We start from the raw sequence: 22036 nt of genomic DNA, 5'->3' as shown, positions 1-22036 counted from the left end.
ATCCGAAGCATATTCCCTCCGTGGCCTTTTCGAGACTCCTCCAACAGCAATCGGTGAACAACGCTGATAACAGCCCCGGCGCCGGGTGGGCACAGAAATCGACCGGCTCTCGCTACTGCATGTTGCCGATCCATGGAATACCCCGGCGCCGGGTGCTCCTCAACGGGCACACACCAGGAGAACTATGCACAGCGAGCACAGTGAGGGAATCCAGCCGCCCCCGTTGCCGAGCGATCAGGCAATGTCCACGACGCTTCGACTGTGGAGTGAAGACGAGGGCGAATGCTGCGACCGCGCAACGGTCGAACGGTGTCTCGAAGGGCTACGCGCCCTCGGTGCGCCGACAGCTCAGCCCACCGCGCAATACGAGGTGGACCGGGTGATCGCCCGATGGCGCGCCACACATACGGGCAACGACACACCCGCGACCCGGTGTGCCCGGCCGGAGGATCGGCCGTGAACACTGCGAACCGACGGGCGATCATCGTCGGCAAGTACCACATCGGCACTCCCGACCTGGACGGACTCATCACACGTCATCGCCTGGATGTGGTGTTCACAGTCTTCGCACCCTCGGCGCCGAAACTGGCCGCACTGGTCACCGTTGCGCACATCCTCGAACATGACGCCGACGTAGTGGTCATCCCGCACATAACCGCTGTCGAGCTCCGGGCCGAGCGGCTCTGGCGAGCGGTGACCGACCTCGCCGATATCGTCACCGCTGATGGCACCTGGCTACGGTCCGGGAGCATGCGGCCGATCAGCTGAACCGGCTGAATCCGCACCACGCGTGCAGGAGACCTATATCGACCCGCCGTCGCTGCCGCTCTGGAGAACCTCGGATACGATCTCGATGTCAGCGCCGGAAAAGGCTTCAACTACGCAATCGGAGGCGGCGGAGTGACCGTGGTCGGAATACTTCTCGGTCTACTGGCACCGTTTCTCGGTCACGCCATCTAGACAAGGGCGAGGCTGAGCGACCTTCGGCCGCCGGACCCGGCGGCGTGATCACGGCAGACGGCCGACAACCTACCCCGCTCAGTCGCCCGACCCCGCGGCACGCCGGGCCCTCGCCGACATACCGCGCTCCCACCGATCGATCGCCTCACTCCCATCAGCCATTTCTTCGGTGAGATGCGCGGCGGATTCCATCCGCGCACCGGACTGGGCACAACCTCGGCCCACGACTCGAGCGGGACGGTTCCCGGCAATAGTGTCCGGTCGAGCGACCGAGGTCGTTCAGTGGCGATATTCCGGCGAGGGGTACGGCATGCCGTACGGGACCGGCGGGGCGGAACGCCGGGCCATGACGAGTGCGATTCCGCTGACGGTGGCGGCGAGCAGTGCGACCAGCAGGAACGGCACCGCCGCCAGATACACGAGACGGAAGCTGAGCGCGTCCGAGATCAGTTGACCGGCGAACGGGGCGACCAGCACAGTCACGACCCCGGCGGCCGAAACCGCCGCGGTGGCGATACCCCTTCCGCGCCTGATCGACCGGACCAGCGCTGTGGTCACGCCGAGGGCCGCACCGGCTCCGAGCCCGCCGAGCACACGCCCGATCAGCAAGGTGCCGGCGCCGCCGCCGAACGCGACGATCAGGACACCGATCAGCATGACGCCGATGGCAGAGGTGATCGCCGGTGTCAGGAAACGCGCGCAGAGCAGGTATCCGGGCGGAAACGCTATCGCGGCGGCGATGAGATACGTGACGACGCCCTCGAGCAGGAACGCCTGACTGGACATGTCGAGTTCCATTTGGATCGGCGATATCCAGTCGCCCCGGTACACACCGGTCACCAGGAACACACCGACGATCGTGGCGAGCGCGGGTCCGATCAGCGCCCATTCGGGGTAAATACCAGCCGGGAGTGCATCATTCCGCTCAGGCGGCATAACGGCCATTCGCTCACGATAAGTCAGCGGCCGGGCGTCCGCCACGGATCCATTGCTTCGATCCACCCCCGAGACAACCCGGCAGCCTCCTCGAGGAGGGCCGCACGCTCGCGTCGAGTCCAGTGAGCCTCGGCGGCGTTGCCCGCAAGTGCCCGTGCCCGGCTTCGTCTCATCCCCTGAACGACCGCGATAAGCCGGCAGTCCCGTGATCCCTTGCGCCGAAACGTGGCCGAGTCCGGAGTCCGCCTTGCGTGTAGCCACCCGCTCGACAGCTCCGGCGACATGGTCCACAAGCATTCACTACCAGCGGCTTTGAAGTTCTTTTACCGTTTTTCGGTACAACTCTCGTCAACGTAGAATACGATTCTACTCAGCACGCGAGCCTGAATCTCTGTTAGAAGAATCATATTCACGTAGGCCGCGTCAGCCCGCATCAGACCGAGCGCCGGACACCTCGCGGGGTGTCCGGCCGAACGGTCGCGCGCTCGTGAAAGGCGGAGGTGGATGGTGCTCTCCATCGTGAGGCGTTTGGGCAGGGGACTACTGGTGGTCCTGCTTGTCACTTTGGCGGTCGTGGTGCTCTTGAGTTTCGCTCCGGGCTCGGTGGCACAAGTCATTCTCGGCGACGCCGCTACACCGGAAGCTGTTGCGGCGCTGAACAGCAAACTGGGCCTCGACCAGCCTGTGTGGATGCAGTATCTCCACTGGGTCGGGAACGCAGCCCAGGGTGACCTGGGCACCTCACCGCTCACCGGGCAATCGGTGTCGACGGCGATCGCGGAACGGTTGCCGGTGACGTTCCAGTTGGCCGCCATGTCACTCGTCATCGCGTTGGTCAGCGCGGTCTTCCTCGCCGTGGTGTCGGCGATGCGGCCGGGAGGTCCGGTCGACCGTGGAACTGCCGCGCTCTCGTCGGTTTTCCTGTCCGTACCGGCCTTCGTCGCCGGTCCGGTACTCATCTACTTCTTCGCCGTCAGCCTCGGCTGGCTTCCGGTGGCCGGATGGAACCGTATCGGCGACGGAATCGGACCGAACCTGCAGTCCGCTCTGCTGCCGGCCATCGCGATGGCGCTGATGGAGATCGCCGCATTCCACCGGCTGCTGCGAACCGACCTGATCACCACCCTGCGTGAGGATTTCATCGGGGCAGCCCGGGCCAAGGGCATGAACGAGTGGTATCTGATGTTCCGGCACGCGCTGCGGCCGTCGTCGTTCTCCTTGATCACGTTGGCCGGTATCAATCTCGGGCGCCTGATCGGCGGGACGGTGATCGTCGAAACACTGTTCTCGCTGCCCGGACTCGGCCAGTTGCTCGCAACCTCGATCGTTTCCCGGGATCTCATCATGGTGCAGGGAATCGTGGCATTCATGGCGGTCGTCTATGTCGTCATCAACATCCTGGTCGACTCGAGCTATGAGCTGATCGACCCGCGGGTCCGGAAGGTGGCCAGGGTATGACTCGAGCCGATGTGCAGATCGAGCGCGAACAGCCGGTCGAAGCACCGAGGAAACCGGAAATCCCGCGGGTGCGCAAACCTCGCTCGGTACTGGTGTACCTGTCCTACGCCTGGTTGTTCGTGGTGATCTCGGCGGCGATTTTCGCGGACCTGCTCCCGCTGGCTTCGTATTCGATACCGGTCGGCCCGCCACGGCAACCACCGCAGCTCGGGTCGCTCGATCTACTGGCCGGCACCGACAACTTGGGGCGATCGATGTTGTCCCGGTGCGTCTACGGCGCTCAGGTGTCGTTGCTGGTCGGTACGGTCGCGACCCTCATCGGCTCGGCGATCGGGTCGGGTATCGGGATGCTGGGCGGCTATTTCCAGAAGCGGACGGATTCGGTGATCCGGCTGCTCAGCGATTCGATGCTGGCGTTCCCGCCACTGATCCTGCTGATGGCGCTGACCGCGGTATTCAACCCGGGACTGCGTACTTTGATGGTCGGCCTTTCCCTGGTGATCATCCCTTCGTTCGTCAGGCTCGCCCGGGCGAACACGCTGACGTGGACGGCCCGCGAATTCGTACTCGCCGCCCGGAATATGGGTGCCGGGCACGGCCGGATCCTGGGCAAGGAGATCCTGCCCAATGTGCTGCCACCGTTGCTGGCCTATCTCCCGATCATCATGGCCGCGCTCATCGTCGCGGAGGGATCGCTGAGCTTTCTCGGGCTCGGCATCCCGCCCCCGACACCGAGCTGGGGAGGAATGATCTCCGACGGCAAGGACAGTCTCGCGACCGCACCGCACCTGGTTTTCGTGCCCGCCGCGGTCATCTTCTGCACCGTGTTCGCGTTGAACCAGGCCGGCGACCATCTGCGCGGCCGATTCGATCGCACGATGCGCGACTGACTCCCCGCCCACTCCTGAACCGCCATCCCGCGCTAGCTGAGGTACCGAATGATGATCCGACGCTGTTGTCTGCTCGTCGCAGCCTTGATATCCCTGGCATCGCTGCTGACGGCGTGCGGTGGCACGAACACCGGAAAGTTGGCCGGCACCGTCCCGGTCCCCGGCGGTACCGCCCGCATCGTCCAGCTCACGGAGCCGCGCAGCCTCGACCCGGCAACGCTGGGCAACCAGTGGGTGATCAACGCGATGCTCGGCAACGCCCTGTTCGGGACGTTGATGATCAACGATCCGGCGACCGGCGAGATCGAATACACCATGGCGGAGAGCTTCACGACCCATGACGGGGGTGCCACGTTCGAGTTGACATTGCGACCGGATCTGCGGTTCTCCGACGGGACTCCGCTGGACGCGGCGGCCGTGAAATTCAACTGGGACCGTATCAAGGACCCGGCCGGCGGATCGGCCTACCTGCAAGAAGCGTCGATGATGGCCTCGACCGAGGTGGCCGGCGCCAACCGGCTCGACATCACCATGACCGAGCCGGTTCCGAATTTCGCGGAAGCGATATACGGCACCGCGCTGAATTGGATCGCGTCACCCGCCGCGCTGGCGGCCGGCCGACAACAGTTCGACAACCACCCGGTCGGGGCCGGTCCTTTCACGCTGTCGCACTGGGCACGCGGAGATGCCCTCGAACTCGTGAAGAATCCCGGGTACTGGGATGCGCCCAAACCCTATCTCGACGCGATCACTGTGCGCACCAACGGCGATACCGCGCAGCGGCTCAACACATTGATCAGCGGTGGGGCCGATCTGGTGATCGAGACGAACCCGGCGAGTCTCAGCGACGCCCGCGCGGCGGGTTTTCCGACCGATACTGTGCCGTTGCAAGGTGGTCAGACCCTGACCATGAACACACGCAGACCCCCCTTCGACGATGTGCGCGCACGGCGAGCGGTCGCGGCGGCGATCGACCTCGACGCCATCGACGTGGCCATCTACCGCGGCGAGAGTCAGGTCCCGAAGACCTTGTTCGGCGAGTCTTCACCGTTCCACACGGATCTGCCGCTCCCCCAGCCGGATCGAGAGACCGCGCAACGACTCTTCGACGAGCTGGCGGCCGAGGGTAAGCCGGTGTCTTTCACCTTCACCAGCGGTTCCACCGCGGAGATCAGGGCGCTGGCGGAGAACGTGCAGGCGCAACTCAGCGCGTTCGCCAATGTAGAGGTCGCGGTGGAGACAGCGGATGTCACCAAAGTGGTCGAGCTGCGCCGGACGAACGACTTCGATATGACGACGGCCGCGGCGAATTTCGCTGATCCGGAACCGGCGCTGTGGTCGGTATTCCACCGCGCTTCCCGGCGCAATATGTCCGGGATAGACGATGCGGAATTGAGCCGGGCACTGCAGGACGGCCGGACCGGGACCACGGTCGAACAGCGCACGGACGCGTATCGCCGGGTGCAGGAACGACTGAATGCACTCGTCCCGGTGATCTTCCAGGTCCGGAACGAACCCGGCGTCGTCACCCGCCGGAACGTCGGTGGTGTTGTGCAGTACGGGTACGGGTCGCTGCTACCGGAGGAACTCTGGGTCGAGAACTAGCCGCCGCAAACCATCCGGAACCGATACCGATTCATTTCTCGATCATCCGCTGAGAGGAACAATGATGTTCCGAGCATCGCTCTTTCGTTCAATCGCTGTGTGTTGCACCGCTTTCTTCCTCGCTGCCTGCGGCGGAACCAGTACGGGAATCGGCACCGGCCCCGGTGGTGATCCGGTGGCCGGCGGTACCGCACGGATCACCCAGATCAGTGAGCCGCGCACCCTCGACCCGGTGGCCCTGGGAAACCAGTGGGTGATCAACGCCCTCCTCGGCAACGCCCTGTACGGGACGCTGATGGTCAACAATCCGGACAGCGGCAAAATCGAATACACCATGGCGACGGGCTTCGCCACGCACGACGGAGGTACCACCTTCGAGTTGACGTTGCGGCCGGATCTGCGATTCACCGACGGTACTCCGCTGGACGCGGCGGCCGTGAAATTCAACTGGGACCGCTTCCCCGACCCGGCCAACGGATCGACCTATCGCGAGGATGCGACGGTGATCGCGTCGTCCGAGGTGGTGAACCCGACGACGCTGCGGGTGACGATGCGTCACCCGGTACCGCATTTCGCCTACACCCTCGTAGAAAGTTCGATGAACTGGATCGCCTCCCCCCAGGCGCTGCGGGCCGGGCGCGCGACCTTCGACGGCAACCCCGTGGGTGCCGGTCCGTTCACCCTTCAGCGGTGGGCCCGCCAGGATGTGATCGAGCTGGTGAAGAACCCCGGCTACTGGGATGCGCCCAAACCGTACCTGGACCGGATCGAGCTGCGCACCTCCGGCGACTCCGTTCAGGGCTACAACACGCTGATCAGCGGTGGTTCGGACGTGATCATCAGCTCCAACTGGGGAAGTATCGAAAAACTGAAGAATCAGGGCTTCCCCACCGCGGTATCGCCACTGCACGGCGGACAACACCTGTCGTTGAATATGCGGCGAGCGCCGTTCGACGATATCCGGGCCCGCCGGGCCGTGGCGGCCGCAATCGATGTGAACTCGCTCAATCTGACCATCTACCAGGGCAGCGGCGAACTCCCGACCACCATGTTCCGTGAATCCTCTCCGTACTATGCGCCGGATCTGCCCTTGCACACACCCGATCCGGCGACCGCGCAACGGTTGTTCGACGAGCTGGCGGCCGAGGGCAAACCCGTGAAATTCACTTTCACCACCACCGCCCAGACGGAGAACCGGCTGCTGGCGGAGAGCGTTCAGGCTCAGCTCAGCGCGTTCGACAATGTCGAAGCCGAAGTGAAGGTCATCGATATCATCGACCTGATCAAGCTGCGCTATACACACGATTTCGACGTGATGACCGGCGGAGCGTTCTTCGACGATCCCGAGCCGCGGCTGTGGACTGCCTTCCACGGGGACTCCGGCCGGAACACCGGCGGCATCGACGATCCCGCCCTGAACAAGGCACTCGACGCCGGCCGGACAGCGACGGATGTGAAGCAACGCGGGGCGGCCTACCGGACGGTTCAGGAGCGGTTGATCGAACTGATGCCCGCCATCTTCTACACCCGCACTGTCGCGGCCGCTGCCACCGGGAAGAACGTCGGCGGCCTCACCATGTACGGCGCCGGCTCGGTGCTGCCCGAGGAACTGTGGATCGTCGAGTAGCGGGCACGACCCGAGGAGAGCTGAGACCATGAGTACGCAACCGAATCTGCAGGTACGAAACCTGCATACCTATATCAATACCGACCGCGGTGTCGTACGAGCCGTGGACGACGTGTCCTTCGATGTGGATCGCGCGCAGGCGCTGGGCGTGGTGGGTGAATCGGGGTCCGGGAAATCCGTGATGGCCCGGGCGATCATGGGACTGCTCCCGCCCCGGGCCGGATGCTCCGGTGAGGTGATCTTCCAGGGCAGGAACATTCTCGCGCTCTCCAAGAAGGAGAAGCTCGGCGTCTGGGGGAAGCAGATCGCCATGGTCTTCCAGGACCCCGGGCGGTCGCTCAACCCGGTGGTGCGCGTGGAACGCCAGCTCACCGAGGGAATGCGTAAGCATCTGGGCACCAGCCGGTCCGAAGCGAAGACTCGCGCCCTGGAGCTCCTTCAGGAGGTCGGGGTGCCGGATCCGGAGCGCCGGTTACGCAACTACCCGCACGAGATGTCCGGTGGTATGCGGCAACGCGTGATGATCGCGATCGCGCTGGCCTGCGAACCCGATCTGCTGATCGCCGACGAACCGACCACCGCGCTGGATGTGACGATCCAGCGGCAGATCCTCGACCTGCTGCGCCGCGTGCAGCGGGACCGCGGGATGTCGCTGATCTTGATCAGCCATGACCTGTCGGTGGTCGCCGGGCGCACCGACCGGGTCTCGGTCATGTATGCCGGACGGCTGGCCGAATGCGGGGCGACCCGCCAGGTATTCACCGCCCCCCGGCATCGATACACCCGGGCCCTGATGGAAGCCACCCCGACCATCGAGCGCGAGCGGTACGCGCCACTACTGCTGATCGAGGGCGGTTTGCCGGATCCGGCGGCACCGCCTCCGGGATGCCGGTTCGCGCCCCGGTGCGGTCATGTCACAGACGGGTGCCGCGAGGCTCCCGGACCCGCGTTGACCGAGATCGCCGCGGACCACCTGGTGGCGTGTGCGCATCCTGCTCCCGAACCCGTAGCAGCCCTTTCGGAATCCGGTGGTGATACCCATGGCAGGTAGTGGAACCGCGCATCTGCGCGACGAACCGGCGCTGCTGCGCGTGCGCGACCTGGTGGTCGAATACGACACCGACGGCGGGACCGTGCAGGCGGTGTCGTCGGTCAGTTTCGACGTCCTGCCCGGCGAAACCCTCGGCATCGTCGGGGAATCCGGGTGTGGGAAGTCCACGACCGGCCGGGCCGTACTCCGCCTGGACAAGCTGACCTCCGGCCGGATCACCTTCGCCGGCGAGCAGATCGACGAGGCCGACGGCCGCCGCATGCGTACGCTGCGGCGCGAAATGCAGATGATCTTCCAGGATCCGGTGGCCTCGCTGAACCCGCGCCGGCCGGTACGAGACATCGTGGTCGAGGGTTTGGCCGTGGCCGGAAAGTCCGCGGGCGAACGTGAGTCGACCTCCAGAGAAGTGCTGGCGAAGGTGGGGATAGACGAGCGGCTCGCCGGCGCGTTGCCCCGGCAGCTGTCCGGCGGTCAGGCCCAGCGGATCGCGATAGCGCGGGCGCTGGCGCTCGATCCCCGGCTGCTGATCTGCGACGAACCGGTATCCGCGCTGGATGTCTCCGTACAGGCGCAAATTCTCAATCTCATCTCCGAGCTCAAGGCCGAATACGACCTGACCGTGGTGTTCATCAGCCATGACCTCGGTGTCGTGCGGACGATCAGCGATAACGTCATGGTCATGTATCTCGGCAAGGTGTGCGAGTTCGGCGACGCCGTCGAGGTATACGACCGTCCGGCACACCCCTACACGAGGGCGTTACTCGATTCGGTTCCGCTCGCCGATCCGGACGAGGGCTTCGCGGGGCCCGCGCTGGCCGGCGATATTCCCTCACCGCTCGCACCGCCGCGAGGCTGCCGGTTCCGGACCCGCTGCCCCCGGGCCCAGGACCGCTGTGCGGACGAGGAGCCGCAGGTCCGGGAAGTCCGGCCGGGGCAGTACGCGGCCTGCCACTTCCCGTTGACCGAAGACTGAGGACGAACCCCGGGGCGCGGGGCCCCGGAATCAGGTATTCCGGAACGCCGCGTACCGGTGCCCAGAAAAACAGCATGCTACGCGCAGATGAATTCACCGGCGCGGCGGTGTGATATCGAACGAACAGCGGTTCTGAGCGGATCCCGGTCGAATTACCGTAGCCGCATGCACATCCTGTTCGTCTGCAATGGCAATGTGTGCCGTTCGGTGATAGCCGAACGACTCACCCGCTCCATCGCGGTCGAATACCGGCTGGCCGGGATCACCGCGGAAAGCGCCGGCACCCGGGCTCTGGTCGGGTTTCCGGTGGAGCCGCGGGCCGCCGAGGCAATCACCGGTTTGGGCGGGGACCCGGGCGATTTCCGGGCCCGGAAACTCAAACCCGAGCATATCGATCGCGCGGATCTGGTGCTCACCATGACCGAGAACATCCGCGACGAGGTCGCCGAACTGACTGCCGCCCGGTCCCGGACCTTCACCCTGCTGGAGGCATATCGGATCGCCCGGGTCACCGGTGCGCGGACCGTCGCCGAGCTGCATCGCTGCCGCGACAACCTGTCACGGGTCGGGCGGGAGAACATTGCCGATCCCGTGGGTCTTTCCGCCAGGGCGTATTGCGAGGTCGGCGACAAGATCGCCGACGCGCTGGTGCCGCTGCTGGTGGCGCTGGCGCCGGCGGCCCTACCCGCGGATCACCACAACTGGGGGCGGCAGCCGGTGGTGGTGCGGCAGGCACCGTCGCCGAAGCGGCTTTCCCCGCTTGTCACCGCCCAGCACAACGGCTGGTATGCGTGACGCACAGCCGGTAGATCGTGCGCCCGCGGCGCAGTGAAGGCCGGCGGCGGGGCCCGGCCTCATATCGGGTTGCGCCGGATATCGACACGCAGCCTGACTTTCCACGCTATGCGCACTACACTCGCGGTCCGGAACACCGATCCGAGTATCCAATCCCGTTGCAGGTACGACACACGACAGGAATCAGGCATGCCGAAACGCATTTCGGATGTTTCGCTTCATGTTTATGTCACACCGGAAACCCTGGAAGAACTCGTCGATTCCGTGCGAACGGAACTCGCCGAGCATCTCGACGACGGTGAGATCTGTGCGTGGCGTTGCACGCTGCCGGTCGCCGAGAACGATTCCCGGCACCGGGAGTTCGATCATCGCTGGCGCGCCGGGAATCCCGGTATCGAGCCGTCCGGGCACGCGACCTTCGAAATCGCGTTGAGCCTGGCCGGCGACCCGGCCGAGCTGACCGACGGCTATATCGATGCTCTGGAGCACCGGTTGCTGCGCGGCCTGGACGCTCTCGGCCCGGGAGCACCGTTCACGCTCAGCGCCGAACAGCGCACCGACGTCGATATGGAACCGCTCCTACCCGAGCGGCTCTGACCGGCGGCACTCAGCGCCGCGGTGGGAAATGGCGGATCACGCCTTCCTGCACCGTGGTGGCCAGCAGATCACCCGACCGGGAGTAGAAACGCCCGGTCGCCAGACCCCGTGAGCCCGCGGCTACGGGGGATTCGGTCGCGTACAGGGCCCATTCGTCGAACCGGAACGGACGGTGGAACCAGATGGAATGGTTCACCGTGGCGGCGACGATCCGGTCCAGACCCCAGGACAGCCCGTGGGTGGTGATGATCGAGTCCAGCACCGTGGTGTCGGATGAGTAGCTCAGCGCCGCCACGTGGAGCAGCGGATCGTCGGGCAGGGTGCCGTCGGCGCGCATCCAGACCCGGTTGTGGTTGAGCTTCTCCCCCGTGCCCTTGAGGATCCAGGCCGGATCGTTGGTGTAGCGCATATCGATCGGGTGCGGAGCGTTGACGAACATCTCCAGCTTGTCCTCGAACCCGGCGAAACTCTCCTGGATCCGGGGCAGCGTCTCCGGATCCGGAACCTCCGGGCGCTCGTGCGCGTGTTCGAGGCCCTTGCCCCATTCCTGGAAGGAGGCCAGCATGACGAACAGTTCCTGGCCGTCCTGGATGGCGGTGACGGTGCGATTCGCGAAGGCCCGGCCGTCACGATGGCGTTCGACGTGGAAATCGATCGGTTTCTTGACATCGCCGCCCCGGACGAAATGGGCGTTGAGCACATGGATCGGGCGATGCCCGGCCGTGCGGCCCGCGGCGATCACCGCCTGGGAGACCAGCTGCCCACCGAAGGTCCGGCTGGCCACTTTCTCCGGATGGTGGCCGCGGAAAACATCCTCGGCCACCTCCTCGAGGTCGAGCAGTTCCAGCAGGATATCGAGATCGCCATGGCGGCCGGTCGCCGGATCGTCCACCGGCGCACTCACCGGACGACTCCGCCGCGGTTTTCCAGCATTCAGTGGTCCTCCTCGCCGATACGGTGCACGTGGATGAGGTTCGTGGACCCGACGGTACCGGGTGGCGAGCCGGCCACGATGACCACGAGATCACCTTTGCGGTAGCGGTTCATGCTGAGCAGCGCCTGATCGACCTGTTTGATCATCGCGTCGGTGCTGTCGACCGTGGGCACGATGAAGGTTTCGGTGCCCCAGGTGAGCGCCAGCTGGCTGCGCACCTCCGACAGGGGGGTGAACGCCAGCAGCGGTAGCGGCGTGTGCAGGCGGGCCAGCCGGCGCACCGTATCGCCGGACTGGGTGAACGCGACCAGCGCCTTCGCGTTGAGCCGCTCCCCGATATCGCGGGCAGCGTAGGAGATGACACCACGCTTGGTCCGCGGTACGTGGGTCAGTGGCGGCACACTGGTCGATTCGGTCTCCACCGCGTGCACGATGCGGGCCATGGTGCGCACGGTCTCGATCGGGTATTTACCGACCGAGGTCTCCCCGGACAGCATCACCGCGTCGGCGCCGTCGAGGACCGCGTTGGCCACATCGGAGGCCTCCGCGCGGGTGGGCCGGGAGTTCTCGATCATCGATTCGAGCATCTGGGTCGCGACGATCACCGGTTTGGCGTTCTCCCGCGCCATCTGGATGGCCCGTTTCTGCACGATCGGCACCTGTTCCAGCGGCAGTTCCACGCCGAGATCACCGCGGGCGACCATCACCGCGTCGAACGCCAGCACCACGGCCTCGAGGTTGTCGATCGCCTCCGGCTTCTCCAGTTTGCCGATCACCGGGACGCGCCGGCCGACCCGGTCCATCACCTCGTGCACGAGTTCGATATCGGAGGGCGAGCGGACGAACGAGAGCGCGATGAAATCGACACCGAGGTTCAGGGCGAATTCCAGATCCTCGATATCTTTTTCGGAGAGCGCGGGCACCGAAACGTCCATACCCGGCAGCGAAACACCCTTGTTGTTGCTGACGGGGCCACCTTCGGTCACCTCGCACACCACATCGTTGCCCTCGACGCGGACCACTTCCAGCCCGACCTTGCCGTCGTCGACGAGCAGCCGGTCACCGGATTTGGCGTCTTCGGCGAGTTGTTTGTAGGTGGTGGAGACCCGGTCGTGATCACCGACGATATCGTCGACGGTGATCCGGACGATCTCACCGGTGGCCCAGATGGTCCGTTCCTCGGCGAAACGGCCCAGCCGGATCTTGGGGCCCTGCAGATCGGCCAGTATGCCGACGGCGCGGCCGAGATCCTCGCAAGCCTGCCGCACCTTCTTGTAGTTTTCGGCGTGATCGGAGTGCTCACCGTGGCTGAAATTCAGCCGGGCGACGTCCATACCACTCTCGACGAGCTCTCGGATACGTTCCTCGGTGGCAGTGGCCGGGCCGAGGGTGCACACAATCTTCGTCCGTCGCATCACGTGTCGAGCCTAATCCTGCCGGGATATCCGGTCCCGCCCGGCCCGCGGGGCCGCGGGTCTGGGTTAACTGCGGGTGAACGGCGACCCAACGCCGCCCAACCCAGAATGAACCCCGGATTCGACGGTCGTGTTACGCGGGAACTACGAATGCGGGCCCGCCCGAGCGGACCCGCATATTCCCCGTAGCCGGGACGTTCGCCCCCGCGGCGGATGATCCTAGGATCGATGATCTTGCCGGTGGGAACGGCGCCTACTCGCCTCGCGGGGAGGCGGATTCGGTGGGCTTGCTCTCCTTGCCGGCCACGCTCTCTTCCGGATCCTCCGCGCCGGGCTCAGGGGAGACATCGGCCGCGACCTCGGACTCCGGATCCGGCTGTCGAGCCACCTCCGTTGCCGCGTCGCCGGATTCCCCGGCGCCGGACGAGTCGGCGACCTTCGATACGTCGGCTCCGGGTTCCGCGGAGTCGTCCTTCGATGTTTTCGGGGACGTCGTGGATTCGCCGCTCGCCGAATCGTCGTCCGTCCCGGTTTCGCCGGTCCCGGCGGGTTCACCGGTATCACCCGCGCCGGAACCGGTTTCGGCTGCCCCCTCGCCGGCGGCACCGGCCGCCCGAAGTGCGCCGAGCTGCCACGGCCAGGGGCGCGGACCCGCGTCGGGCTGCAGTTGTGCTGCGGTTTCGCGGCCCTTGGTGGCGAGCAGGAAGTAGGCGATCGCGGCGAGGAACACCAGTGCCGAGGTGAAGGAGTTGATCCGGATGCCCGCGATATGCGTGGCCTCGTCATCGCGCATGAGTTCGACGAAGAACCGCCCGAAGCAATATCCGGCGACATACAGCGCGAACAGGCGTCCGTGACCGATCCGGAACCGCCGGTCGATGAGCACCAGCGCCACCACGACCGCGACATTCCACAGCAACTCGTAGAGGAACGTCGGGTGGACGACGGAATGCACCTCGCCCGAGGACACACCGTTCATCATGTCGAGCCGGCCGGATTCGTCGAACCGCAGATAGATCTCCAGGCCCCACGGCATATCGGTTTCGCGGCCGTAGAGTTCCTGGTTGAAGTAGTTACCGAGGCGGCCGATGGCCTGCGCCAGCAGGATCGGCGGGGCGATGGCGTCGGCGAGGGCGGGCAGCGGGATCTTGTAGATCCGGCAGGCGATCCAGGCGCCGATACCGCCGAGGAACACCGCACCCCAGATACCGAGACCACCCTGGTAGATCTTCAGGGCGTCCATCGGGTTGCCGTCCGCGCCGAAGTACTTCTGCCAGTCGGTGGCGACGTGGTAGATCCGCCCGCCGATGAGTCCGAACGGCACCGCGAAGACCGCGACATCCAGGACCGCGCCCGCTTCACCACCGCGGGCCCGCCAGCGTTTCTCGCCCCACCAGATGGCGACGATGATGCCGACGATGATGCATACCGCGTACGCGCGTAGCGGGAACGGGCCGAGTTCCCAGACGCCCTGCGGCGGGCTGGGGAGGTAGGCCAGCAGTTCGGTGGCGGGCGGCACGGTGCCGCCGGGGGTTCCGGCGGTCGAGGCTGTCTCCGGTGCGGCAAGAACGGTCACGGGGCAACCGTAGTCCAGGAGGCTACGTTGGCAAGTCCGGCCTCCGGGTCGCGTGTGTCAGCGTGGCGCGCAGGTCAGGATGCGACAGCGGCGGCACGGACGCCGCCGGCCAGTTCCGCGGTCAGCGCGTGGACCGCGTCGAGCCCGTCGGCGGCGGCCGCGACCAGTGCCGAGCCGACGATCACACCGTCGGCGTAGGCGGCGATCTCGGCGGCCTGCGCCCCGGAGCGCACCCCGAGGCCCACACCGATCGGGATATCGCTGTGCGCGCGGATCCGGGTGCACAGCGCGGGCGCCATGGTCGAGACCGCGTCCCGGGCGCCCGTGACGCCCATGGTGGATGCGGCGTAGACGAAACCGGAACTGGCGTCGATCGTGGATGCCAGGCGTTCCTCGGTGGACGACGGTGCCACCAGGAAGATGCGATCGAGGCCGTGCGCGTCGGAGGCGGTGAACCAGTCACCGGCTTCCTCGGGGATCAGATTCGGGGTGATGATGCCCGCTCCCCCGGCCGCGGCCAGATCGCGCGCGAAACGATCGACCCCGTATTTGAGCACCGGATTCCAGTAGCTCATCACCACCGCCTGCGCGCCCGCCGCAGTCACCGCTTCGACTACGGAGAACACATCGTGGACCCGGACCCCGCCGCGCAACGCCTGGTCGGCGGCGGCCTGGATGGTCGGCCCGTCCATCACCGGATCGGAGTAGGCGACACCGACTTCGACGATATCGCAGCCGGATTCGACCATCGCGCGCACGACGCGGCGGGAACCCTCGAGATCCGGGTATCCGGCCGGGAGGTAGCCGATCAGCGCGGCGCGGTTATCGGCCCGGCAGGCCGCGAAGGTGGCGGCGAGACGGGATTCGGAACTCACTGACCGTTCTCCTTGCCCGTATCGGCATCGTCCAAGAGCCCGAACCAGCGGGCGGCGGTGTCCATATCCTTGTCACCGCGCCCGGACAGGTTCACCAGGATGATCGCGCCCTCGCCGAGCTCGCGGCCCAATTCGAGGGCTCCGGCGACGGCATGCGCGGATTCGATGGCCGGGATGATGCCTTCGGCGCGGCTGAGCAGCAGCAGGGCGTCCATCGCGGCGGTATCGGTGACGGGCAGGTATTCGGCCCGGCCGATATCCTTCAGGAACGCGTGCTCGGGGCCCACTCCGGGATAGTCGAGGCCGGCCGAGATCGAATGCGATTCGATGGTCTGACCGTCCTCGTCCTGCAGGAGGTACGAGTAGGCACCCTGGAAGGCACCGGGGGAACCACCGGCGAAGGTGGCCGCGTGCCGCCCGGTGTCCACACCGTCGCCGGCGGCCTCGTAGCCGACCAGCCGGACCTCGGGGTCGTCGATGAAGGCGTGGAAGATACCGATCGCGTTGGAGCCGCCCCCCACACAGGCCGCGACGGCGTCGGGCAGCCGGCCGGTCAGGCTCTGGACCTGGGCGCGGGCTTCCAGCCCGACGACTCGCTGGAAATCACGGACCATCATCGGGAACGGATGGGGCCCGGCGGCGGTGCCGAAGCAGTAGTAGGTGTCCTCGGCGTTGGTCACCCAGTCACGCAGGGCTTCGTTGATCGCGTCCTTGAGCGTTTGCGAGCCGAGGGTCACCGAGATGACCTCGGCACCGAGCAGCCGCATCCGGGCCACGTTCAGCGCCTGCCGGGCGGTATCGACGGCACCCATGTACACGATGCATTCCAGGCCCAGCAGGGCGCAGGCGGTGGCCGTGGCGACCCCGTGCTGCCCGGCGCCGGTTTCGGCGATGATCCGGGTTTTGCCCATCCGCTTGGCCAGGAGTGCCTGCCCCAGCACGTTGTTGATCTTGTGTGAACCCGTGTGGTTCAGATCCTCGCGTTTCAGCAGGATCCGGGCACCGCCCGCGTGTTCGGCCAGGCTGGTGCATTCGAACACCGGCGAGGGGCGACCGGTGTAGTCGCGCTGCAGCCGGTCGAGTTCGTTCAGGAAATCGGGGTCGAGGCGAACCTTGTCGTATTCGGCCGTGACCTCCTCGATCACCGCCATCAGCGCCTCGGGCACATGCCGGCCGCCGTAGACGCCGAAATGGCCGCCCTCGTCGGGTTCGTGCTCGCTGCGGTGCGCGACCCCCCGGCTGGCGGCGGGCAGCGCGTTGTCGGTGGACGACCCGGACGCCGCCATCATCGCCCCCGGCGGGCCGGTTTGGGGCAGGACGGATGGGTACCGGCGGTGACCAGTTCGGAGACCGCGGCACGGGGGTCACCGCTGGTGACCAGGCCCTCACCGACCAGTACCGCGTCCGCGCCGGCGCCCGCGTAGGCGAGCAGATCAGCGGTACCGCGGACGCCGGATTCGGCGATCCGTACCACCTCGGTGGGTAGCCCCGGGGCGATCCGGGAGAAGCAGTCCCGGTCGACCTCCAGCGTTTTGAGGTTGCGGGCATTGACGCCGATCACGCTCGCACCGGCGGTGAGGGCGCGGTCCGCCTCTTCCTCGGTGTGCACCTCGACCAGCGCCGTCATCCCGAGCGATTCGGTGCGATCGATGAGCGAGGACAACGTGTCCTGTTCCAGCGCGGCGACGATCAGCAGGATGACATCGGCTCCGTGCGCGCGTGCCTCATGGATCTGGTAGGGACCGACCACGAAATCCTTGCGCAGTACCGGAATGGTGACCGTCGCGCGTACCGCGTCCAGATCGTCGAGCGATCCGTGGAAGCGCCGGCTCTCGGTGAGGACACTGATGATCCGGGCGCCACCGTCTTCGTAGGCCTTGGCGAGACTCGCCGGGTCGAGGTCCTCGGCGAGCGCGCCCTTGGAAGGGCTGGCCCGCTTGACCTCGGCGATAACGCCGATACCGTCTTCGAGGAGAGCTGCCTTCGCATCGAGCGGCGGCGGGGCGGCGGCGGCCGCTGCCTTCACCGCGGGAAAGTCCAGTACCGATTCCCGAGCGGCTACATCCGAGCGGACCCCGTCGAGAATCGAGTCGAGTACAGTCATCTGGCTCGAATCCTTTCTGGGGAGACGCGAGTTACTGCCTGCAGGAATTCCCCCAGGCGCTGTCTCACCGATGCTGAACAAGAGTAAATGGCAGGCTGTGGCACGCCGACGCCGGGGGCGGGTGATCCGGTCCGGACAGACCTGCTACGGGGTCTCGCCCTGCTCCGGCGTGCTCGGTTTCCCGGCCTGGCCTCGGGCATCCCGGTCGCCGGTTCGCTCGCGGTGCGTATCCGTAGCGTCCTCGGGCCCGGATTCCGCTTCTTCGCCTGCCTGCCCGGCCCCCGCGCCACGGTCGGAGGGTTGCCCCGAGGTGTCCGGATCGGTCGGATCGGCGCCCGCGTCCAGCGCGTCCCAGAGCACCCGTTCCGGTAGCGCGCCCGTGGATTCCCGCTCCACGGCCTGGGTAGCCGCGGCCTTGCGTGTCGCGGGGTTGTCGTATTTGCCGGACAGCTGTTTGGTGCCGGCGGGCATCCGCACCAGCAACAACCCGGCACCGAACGCGGCCAGCGCACCGCACAGCGTGAGCACCGCAGGACCTGCCGCGGTCACCAACTCCTGCACCTGGGCCCGGCCGGGGAGTTCGGCCAGATCGGCGGCGCGCTTCTCGGTCGCTCCGGAACCGGTGAGCAGAGCGAGCGCCGGAACCGCGGTCACGGCGGCGATCAGGGCTACCACCACCCCCACCAGCCGGCGCGCCCAGCCGCGGGTCGCGAGGACGGCGGCGATGGCGGCCAGCAGCACCAGCGCCAGCGGCGTCAGCGCACCGAACCACACCCCGCCGTTCAGTTCGTCGGTGCGGGGTTCGGTGAGGCCGTCCGCGGAAGTGACCGTGACCCAGGTGAGGCGCGAGGATCCCCACAGGGCGGCAGCGCCGAAGGCGAGCAGCGCGAGCGCGACGATGGGATTCCGGGCGGCCGGCGCGGACTCCGTGGCGGCGGGAGGCAGCTCCTCGTCACCCCAATCGATGGGTCCGGGGCGTCCCGCGCCGCTCCCCGCGGCCTTGTCGTTCTCCGGTGTCATACGCCCCCGCCGGATGCCGCCGTCACCGATTCCCGGTCCTCGGACGCACCATCCCCGAAAGCGCGCACGGTTTCGGCCGCCGCGACCGCGCGCAGAACCGCCATCGCCTTGTTCCGGGATTCGGTGTCCTCGTATTCGGCCTCGGAATCGGCCACCACACCCGCACCCGCCTGGACATAGGCGGTGCCGTCCTTGAGCAGGGCGGTCCGGATGGCGATCGCGGTATCCGCGTCACCGGCGAAATCGAGATAGCCGACCACCCCGCCGTACACCCCGCGCCGCGTCGGCTCGAGTTCCTCGATCAGCTGCATGGCCCGGACCTTGGGAGCTCCGGACAGGGTGCCCGCCGGGAAGCAGGCCCGTACCGCGTCCAGGGCGATCTTGCCCGGCGCCAGGCGACCGGTGACGGTCGAGACCAGATGCATGACATGGCTGTAGCGCTCGACATGCCGGTACTCGGTGACTCGCACCGTCCCCGGCACACAGACCCGGCCCAGATCGTTGCGGCCGAGATCGACCAGCATGAGATGTTCGGCGTTCTCCTTCTCGTCGGCCAGCAGGCCCTTCTCGAGCAGCAGATCGTCTTCTTCGGTGGCACCGCGCCAGCGGGTGCCCGCGATCGGATGGGTCGTGGCGACCCCGTCCTGCACGGCCACCAGCGCTTCCGGGCTGGACCCGACGATGGAGAACGCGGTGTTCCCGGCACTGTCCGGGATATGCAGCAGGAACATGTACGGGCTCGGATTGGCGGCGCGCAGCATCCGGTAGAGGTCGATGGGGGCGCCGCCGTAGTCCATTTCGAACCGCTGCGACAGCACGACCTGGAAGGCTTCGCCGGCCTCGATCTCCGATACCAGCCGCCGGACACCGGCGCCGTACTCGTCCGGTGTCCGGGCGCGCCGGTAGTCCGGTTCGGGCTGGTCGAAAACGGAAACCGTCGAGACGGCGGGGGCGGCCAGGGCGGCGGTCATCCGGTCGAGCCGGGCGACGGCGTCGTCATAGGCGGCGTCCACATTATCGGCGGTGCCGTTCCAGTTCACGGCGTTGGCGATCAGCGTTATCGCGCCTTCGTGATGGTCGAATGCCGCCAGATCGGTGGCCAGCAGCAGCACCATCTCCGGCAGCTGCAGATCGTCGACCGCGTGCTCGGGCAGGCGTTCCATCCGGCGCACCGCGTCGTAGCCGAGGTAACCGACCATGCCGCCGGTCAGCGGCGGCAGACCGGGCAGGCGTTCCGTGCGCAGCAGTTCGAGGGTCTCGCGTAGCGCGTCCAACGGGTCGCCACCCGACGGCGCCCCGGCGGGGGTGGCACCCAGCCAGGTGGCGGCACCGTCGACGGCGGTGAGCGCCGACGGGCTGCCCGCGCCGATGAACGACCAGCGCGACCAGGAGCGTCCGTTCTCCGCCGATTCGAACAGGAACGTGCCCGCGCGATCGCCGGCCAGTTTGCGGTAGGCCGAGAGCGGAGTCTCCGAATCGGCCAGAACCTTCCGAGTCACCGGGACGACCCGGTGTTCGGCGGCGAGTTCGCGGAATCGTTCGCGGGTGGTAGTCGCGGGAGCGCCGTGCATTCGAGCCATCATTCCAGCCGGGCGCCGGGGGCGCGCGACGCACCCCACGCGACCCGCCGTCCCGGTACTGTCCGGGTATGCAGATCGGCCAGCTCGCCCCGGTATTCGAACTCCCGGATCAGACGGGCACTCTCCGTTCCCTCGACTCCCTGCTGGCCGACGGGCCACTCGTCCTGTTCTTCTATCCCGCGGCGAATACGCCGGTATGTACCGCCGAGGCGTGCCATTTCCGCGACCTCACCGCCGAGTTCGCCGCGCTCGGGGCCGGCTGCGCCGGTATCAGCGCCGACGCGGTCGATGTGCAGGCCGGGTTCGCGGGTGCGCAGCGGCTGGAGTACCCGCTGCTGTCGGATGCCGACGGTTCGGTCGCCGAGAGTTACGGGGTCAAACGGGGTCTGCTGGGCAAACTGATGCCGGTGAAACGGCATACCTTCGTCATCGGCACCGACCGCGAGGTACTCACGGTGATCAACAGCGAACTACGCGCGAATGTGCACGCCGACCGCGCACTGGAGTTCCTGCGCGACAGAAAGGGCGAATAAACCGTCCGCACGCCACCGGCTGTGAATGGCCTCACCTTCGTTTCCGAGATGTCACAAGATCGAGCGAAGTCGTGGCAAACTTCTTCTACAGCCCGGTAACCCTGCCGCAATCGTCACCGGGCCGGATGAGAAGGCGGTCTAGTGACGGAGTGGCTGAACCCGGTCGAAGGACGGGCCTGGCGCGCGGTGGTCGCACTGCTGAATCGCTTGCCGGGCGCGCTGGATACCGATCTGCAGCGGGAGTCCGGCGTGACTCATTTCGAGTTCTGGGTGCTCACCCTGCTGTCCGAAGCGCCGGACCGGCGGCTGCAGATGAGCGAGCTCGCGCATCGAGCTAATTCGTCGCTATCCAGACTTTCGCATGTGGTCTCCAAACTCGAGCGGATGGGCTGGGCGACGCGCACGGCGACGACAGGCCGGCGCGGGGTGCTGGCTCTGCTCACCGACGAGGGGCATCAGAAGGTCGTGGAGGCCGCGCCCGGTTATATGGATGTGGTGCGCCGGCTGGTCTTCGACGGCTTGGACAACCAGCAGACCGCGGCCCTGGCCGATCTCGGCGATACGCTCACCACCCACCTGGCCGCCATCCTCGGCGGCACCACGCAGCCGGCGGCCGGCGAAACCGGTCGCTGACCGCCACCGATTCATCCGGCTCCCCACGCGAAATAGCAGACAGCGGCCACCGCCGATAAGAGAAATGCCGCGGGGAACGCGATGTTGTGGAAGACCCGCGCCCGGATATGCGCCGTGACCGCGCCCACGAAGAACAGCACCAACCCCGCGGCGGCGGCCAGTCCGACAGCATCCAGGCCCAGGAGACCGAGCAGCAATCCGGCGACACCGGCCCCTTCGAGTACTGCGAGGTACGGGATCCATCGCGGCTCCACGCCGACCTCGGCGGCGTTCTGCAGCACGAACCTCGCCCGCATGAGCTTGGCGGCCACCTCGGCGGCATTCGCCAGAACGCAAACGATGGTCGCGACGAACAACCCTGTCCCGAGTGCCGCGCTCACCGGAAAACCCGCCCTGACTCGGCGGCGGCGGCCGCTTCCGGTATCGGCTCGGCGCCGATCGCGGACAGGGGGATCTGTACTCTCATGGGTGTCT

At 66.8% G+C, this 22036-nt stretch carries 22 protein-coding genes; 12 read left to right on the top strand and 10 right to left on the bottom strand.

Annotated features, from left to right (window positions below):
• Nucleotides 1-184 precede the first annotated feature (184 nt).
• Together ABZ827_RS12800 and ABZ827_RS12795 are read left to right on the top strand one after the other, a co-directional pair.
• A complete protein-coding gene (locus ABZ827_RS12800) occupies nucleotides 185-460 on the top strand; it encodes a hypothetical protein (protein ID WP_357236441.1) in 276 nt (91 codons plus the stop codon).
• A complete protein-coding gene (locus ABZ827_RS12795; protein WP_357236439.1) occupies nucleotides 457-768 on the top strand; it encodes a hypothetical protein in 312 nt (103 codons plus the stop codon). The genes ABZ827_RS12800 and ABZ827_RS12795 overlap by 4 nt, the downstream gene beginning before the upstream one ends.
• A gap of 471 nt (nucleotides 769-1239) precedes the next feature.
• On the opposite strand, the gene ABZ827_RS12790 is transcribed toward ABZ827_RS12795, so the two are convergent.
• Nucleotides 1240-1905: a hypothetical protein gene (locus tag ABZ827_RS12790; RefSeq protein WP_357236437.1), complete on the bottom strand. Its 666-nt coding sequence runs from the start codon at nucleotides 1903-1905 to the stop codon at nucleotides 1240-1242.
• A gap of 495 nt (nucleotides 1906-2400) precedes the next feature.
• Between ABZ827_RS12790 and ABZ827_RS12785 the strand changes: the two genes are divergently transcribed.
• The 8 genes from ABZ827_RS12785 to ABZ827_RS12750 all read left to right on the top strand — a co-directional run bounded on the left by ABZ827_RS12785 (nucleotide 2401) and on the right by ABZ827_RS12750 (nucleotide 10892).
• On the top strand, nucleotides 2401-3354 hold the full coding sequence (locus ABZ827_RS12785; protein WP_357236435.1) for an ABC transporter permease: 954 nt from the start codon (nucleotides 2401-2403) through the stop codon (nucleotides 3352-3354).
• Nucleotides 3351-4244, top strand: a complete 894-nt coding sequence (locus ABZ827_RS12780) for an ABC transporter permease (RefSeq protein ID WP_357236433.1) — start codon at nucleotides 3351-3353, stop codon at nucleotides 4242-4244. The genes ABZ827_RS12785 and ABZ827_RS12780 overlap by 4 nt, the downstream gene beginning before the upstream one ends.
• A 48-nt stretch (nucleotides 4245-4292) precedes the next feature.
• On the top strand, nucleotides 4293-5849 hold the full coding sequence (locus tag ABZ827_RS12775; protein ID WP_357236431.1) for an ABC transporter substrate-binding protein: 1557 nt from the start codon (nucleotides 4293-4295) through the stop codon (nucleotides 5847-5849).
• Between the two features lie 175 nt (nucleotides 5850-6024).
• Nucleotides 6025-7476 carry an ABC transporter substrate-binding protein gene (locus tag ABZ827_RS12770; RefSeq protein ID WP_357236429.1) on the top strand — a complete coding sequence of 484 codons (1452 nt, stop codon included), beginning with the start codon at nucleotides 6025-6027 and terminating at the stop codon, nucleotides 7474-7476.
• 28 nt (nucleotides 7477-7504) lie between these two features.
• Nucleotides 7505-8527, top strand: a complete 1023-nt coding sequence (locus ABZ827_RS12765; protein WP_357236427.1) for an ABC transporter ATP-binding protein — start codon at nucleotides 7505-7507, stop codon at nucleotides 8525-8527.
• Nucleotides 8517-9500 (top strand): ABC transporter ATP-binding protein, encoded by a 984-nt coding sequence (locus ABZ827_RS12760; protein ID WP_357236425.1) that lies wholly within the window; start codon nucleotides 8517-8519, stop codon nucleotides 9498-9500. The genes ABZ827_RS12765 and ABZ827_RS12760 overlap by 11 nt, the downstream gene beginning before the upstream one ends.
• A 165-nt stretch (nucleotides 9501-9665) precedes the next feature.
• The gene (locus ABZ827_RS12755) at nucleotides 9666-10295 is read left to right on the top strand and encodes a low molecular weight phosphatase family protein (RefSeq protein ID WP_357236423.1); all 630 of its coding nucleotides are present in this window, start codon (nucleotides 9666-9668) and stop codon (nucleotides 10293-10295) included.
• Nucleotides 10296-10484: 189 nt separating this feature from the next.
• Nucleotides 10485-10892: a hypothetical protein gene (locus ABZ827_RS12750; RefSeq protein WP_357236421.1), complete on the top strand. Its 408-nt coding sequence runs from the start codon at nucleotides 10485-10487 to the stop codon at nucleotides 10890-10892.
• A gap of 10 nt (nucleotides 10893-10902) precedes the next feature.
• Here ABZ827_RS12750 and ABZ827_RS12745 read toward each other — a convergent pair whose 3' ends face one another.
• From ABZ827_RS12745 to ABZ827_RS12710, 8 genes are all read right to left on the bottom strand, one after another.
• Nucleotides 10903-11796 (bottom strand): acyl-CoA thioesterase II, encoded by an 894-nt coding sequence (locus tag ABZ827_RS12745; protein WP_357236419.1) that lies wholly within the window; start codon nucleotides 11794-11796, stop codon nucleotides 10903-10905.
• 29 nt (nucleotides 11797-11825) lie between these two features.
• A complete protein-coding gene (pyk, locus tag ABZ827_RS12740) occupies nucleotides 11826-13244 on the bottom strand; it encodes a pyruvate kinase (protein WP_357236417.1) in 1419 nt (472 codons plus the stop codon).
• A 250-nt stretch (nucleotides 13245-13494) separates the two neighbouring features.
• Nucleotides 13495-14760 carry a prolipoprotein diacylglyceryl transferase gene (gene lgt / locus ABZ827_RS12735; RefSeq protein ID WP_357236655.1) on the bottom strand — a complete coding sequence of 422 codons (1266 nt, stop codon included), beginning with the start codon at nucleotides 14758-14760 and terminating at the stop codon, nucleotides 13495-13497.
• 131 nt (nucleotides 14761-14891) lie between these two features.
• On the bottom strand, nucleotides 14892-15692 hold the full coding sequence (trpA, locus tag ABZ827_RS12730) for a tryptophan synthase subunit alpha (protein WP_357236415.1): 801 nt from the start codon (nucleotides 15690-15692) through the stop codon (nucleotides 14892-14894).
• Nucleotides 15689-16978, bottom strand: coding sequence for a tryptophan synthase subunit beta (gene trpB / locus ABZ827_RS12725; RefSeq protein WP_357236413.1), 1290 nt, complete (start codon nucleotides 16976-16978; stop codon nucleotides 15689-15691). Before trpB ends, trpA begins: the two co-directional genes overlap by 4 nt.
• Nucleotides 16978-17796 carry an indole-3-glycerol phosphate synthase TrpC gene (gene trpC, locus ABZ827_RS12720; protein ID WP_357236411.1) on the bottom strand — a complete coding sequence of 273 codons (819 nt, stop codon included), beginning with the start codon at nucleotides 17794-17796 and terminating at the stop codon, nucleotides 16978-16980. Before trpC ends, trpB begins: the two co-directional genes overlap by 1 nt.
• Nucleotides 17797-17940: 144 nt before the next feature.
• On the bottom strand, nucleotides 17941-18816 hold the full coding sequence (locus tag ABZ827_RS12715; RefSeq protein ID WP_357236409.1) for a TIGR02234 family membrane protein: 876 nt from the start codon (nucleotides 18814-18816) through the stop codon (nucleotides 17941-17943).
• Nucleotides 18813-20387 carry an anthranilate synthase component I gene (locus tag ABZ827_RS12710; protein WP_357236407.1) on the bottom strand — a complete coding sequence of 525 codons (1575 nt, stop codon included), beginning with the start codon at nucleotides 20385-20387 and terminating at the stop codon, nucleotides 18813-18815. Before ABZ827_RS12710 ends, ABZ827_RS12715 begins: the two co-directional genes overlap by 4 nt.
• A gap of 77 nt (nucleotides 20388-20464) precedes the next feature.
• Between ABZ827_RS12710 and ABZ827_RS12705 the strand changes: the two genes are divergently transcribed.
• The gene (locus ABZ827_RS12705; protein WP_357236405.1) at nucleotides 20465-20929 is read left to right on the top strand and encodes a peroxiredoxin; all 465 of its coding nucleotides are present in this window, start codon (nucleotides 20465-20467) and stop codon (nucleotides 20927-20929) included.
• A 141-nt stretch (nucleotides 20930-21070) separates the two neighbouring features.
• On the top strand, nucleotides 21071-21562 hold the full coding sequence (locus ABZ827_RS12700; RefSeq protein ID WP_357236403.1) for a transcriptional regulator: 492 nt from the start codon (nucleotides 21071-21073) through the stop codon (nucleotides 21560-21562).
• A gap of 11 nt (nucleotides 21563-21573) precedes the next feature.
• Here the strand turns inward: ABZ827_RS12700 and ABZ827_RS12695 are convergent, their stop codons facing one another.
• On the bottom strand, nucleotides 21574-21942 hold the full coding sequence (locus tag ABZ827_RS12695; protein WP_357236401.1) for a DoxX family protein: 369 nt from the start codon (nucleotides 21940-21942) through the stop codon (nucleotides 21574-21576).
• Nucleotides 21943-22036: the final 94 nt, after the last annotated feature.

This window comes from Nocardia sp. NPDC019395 (genome assembly GCF_040632335.1).
Lineage (GTDB): Bacteria > Actinomycetota > Actinomycetes > Mycobacteriales > Mycobacteriaceae > Nocardia.
This window is presented reverse-complemented; position numbering and strand designations above follow the sequence as displayed.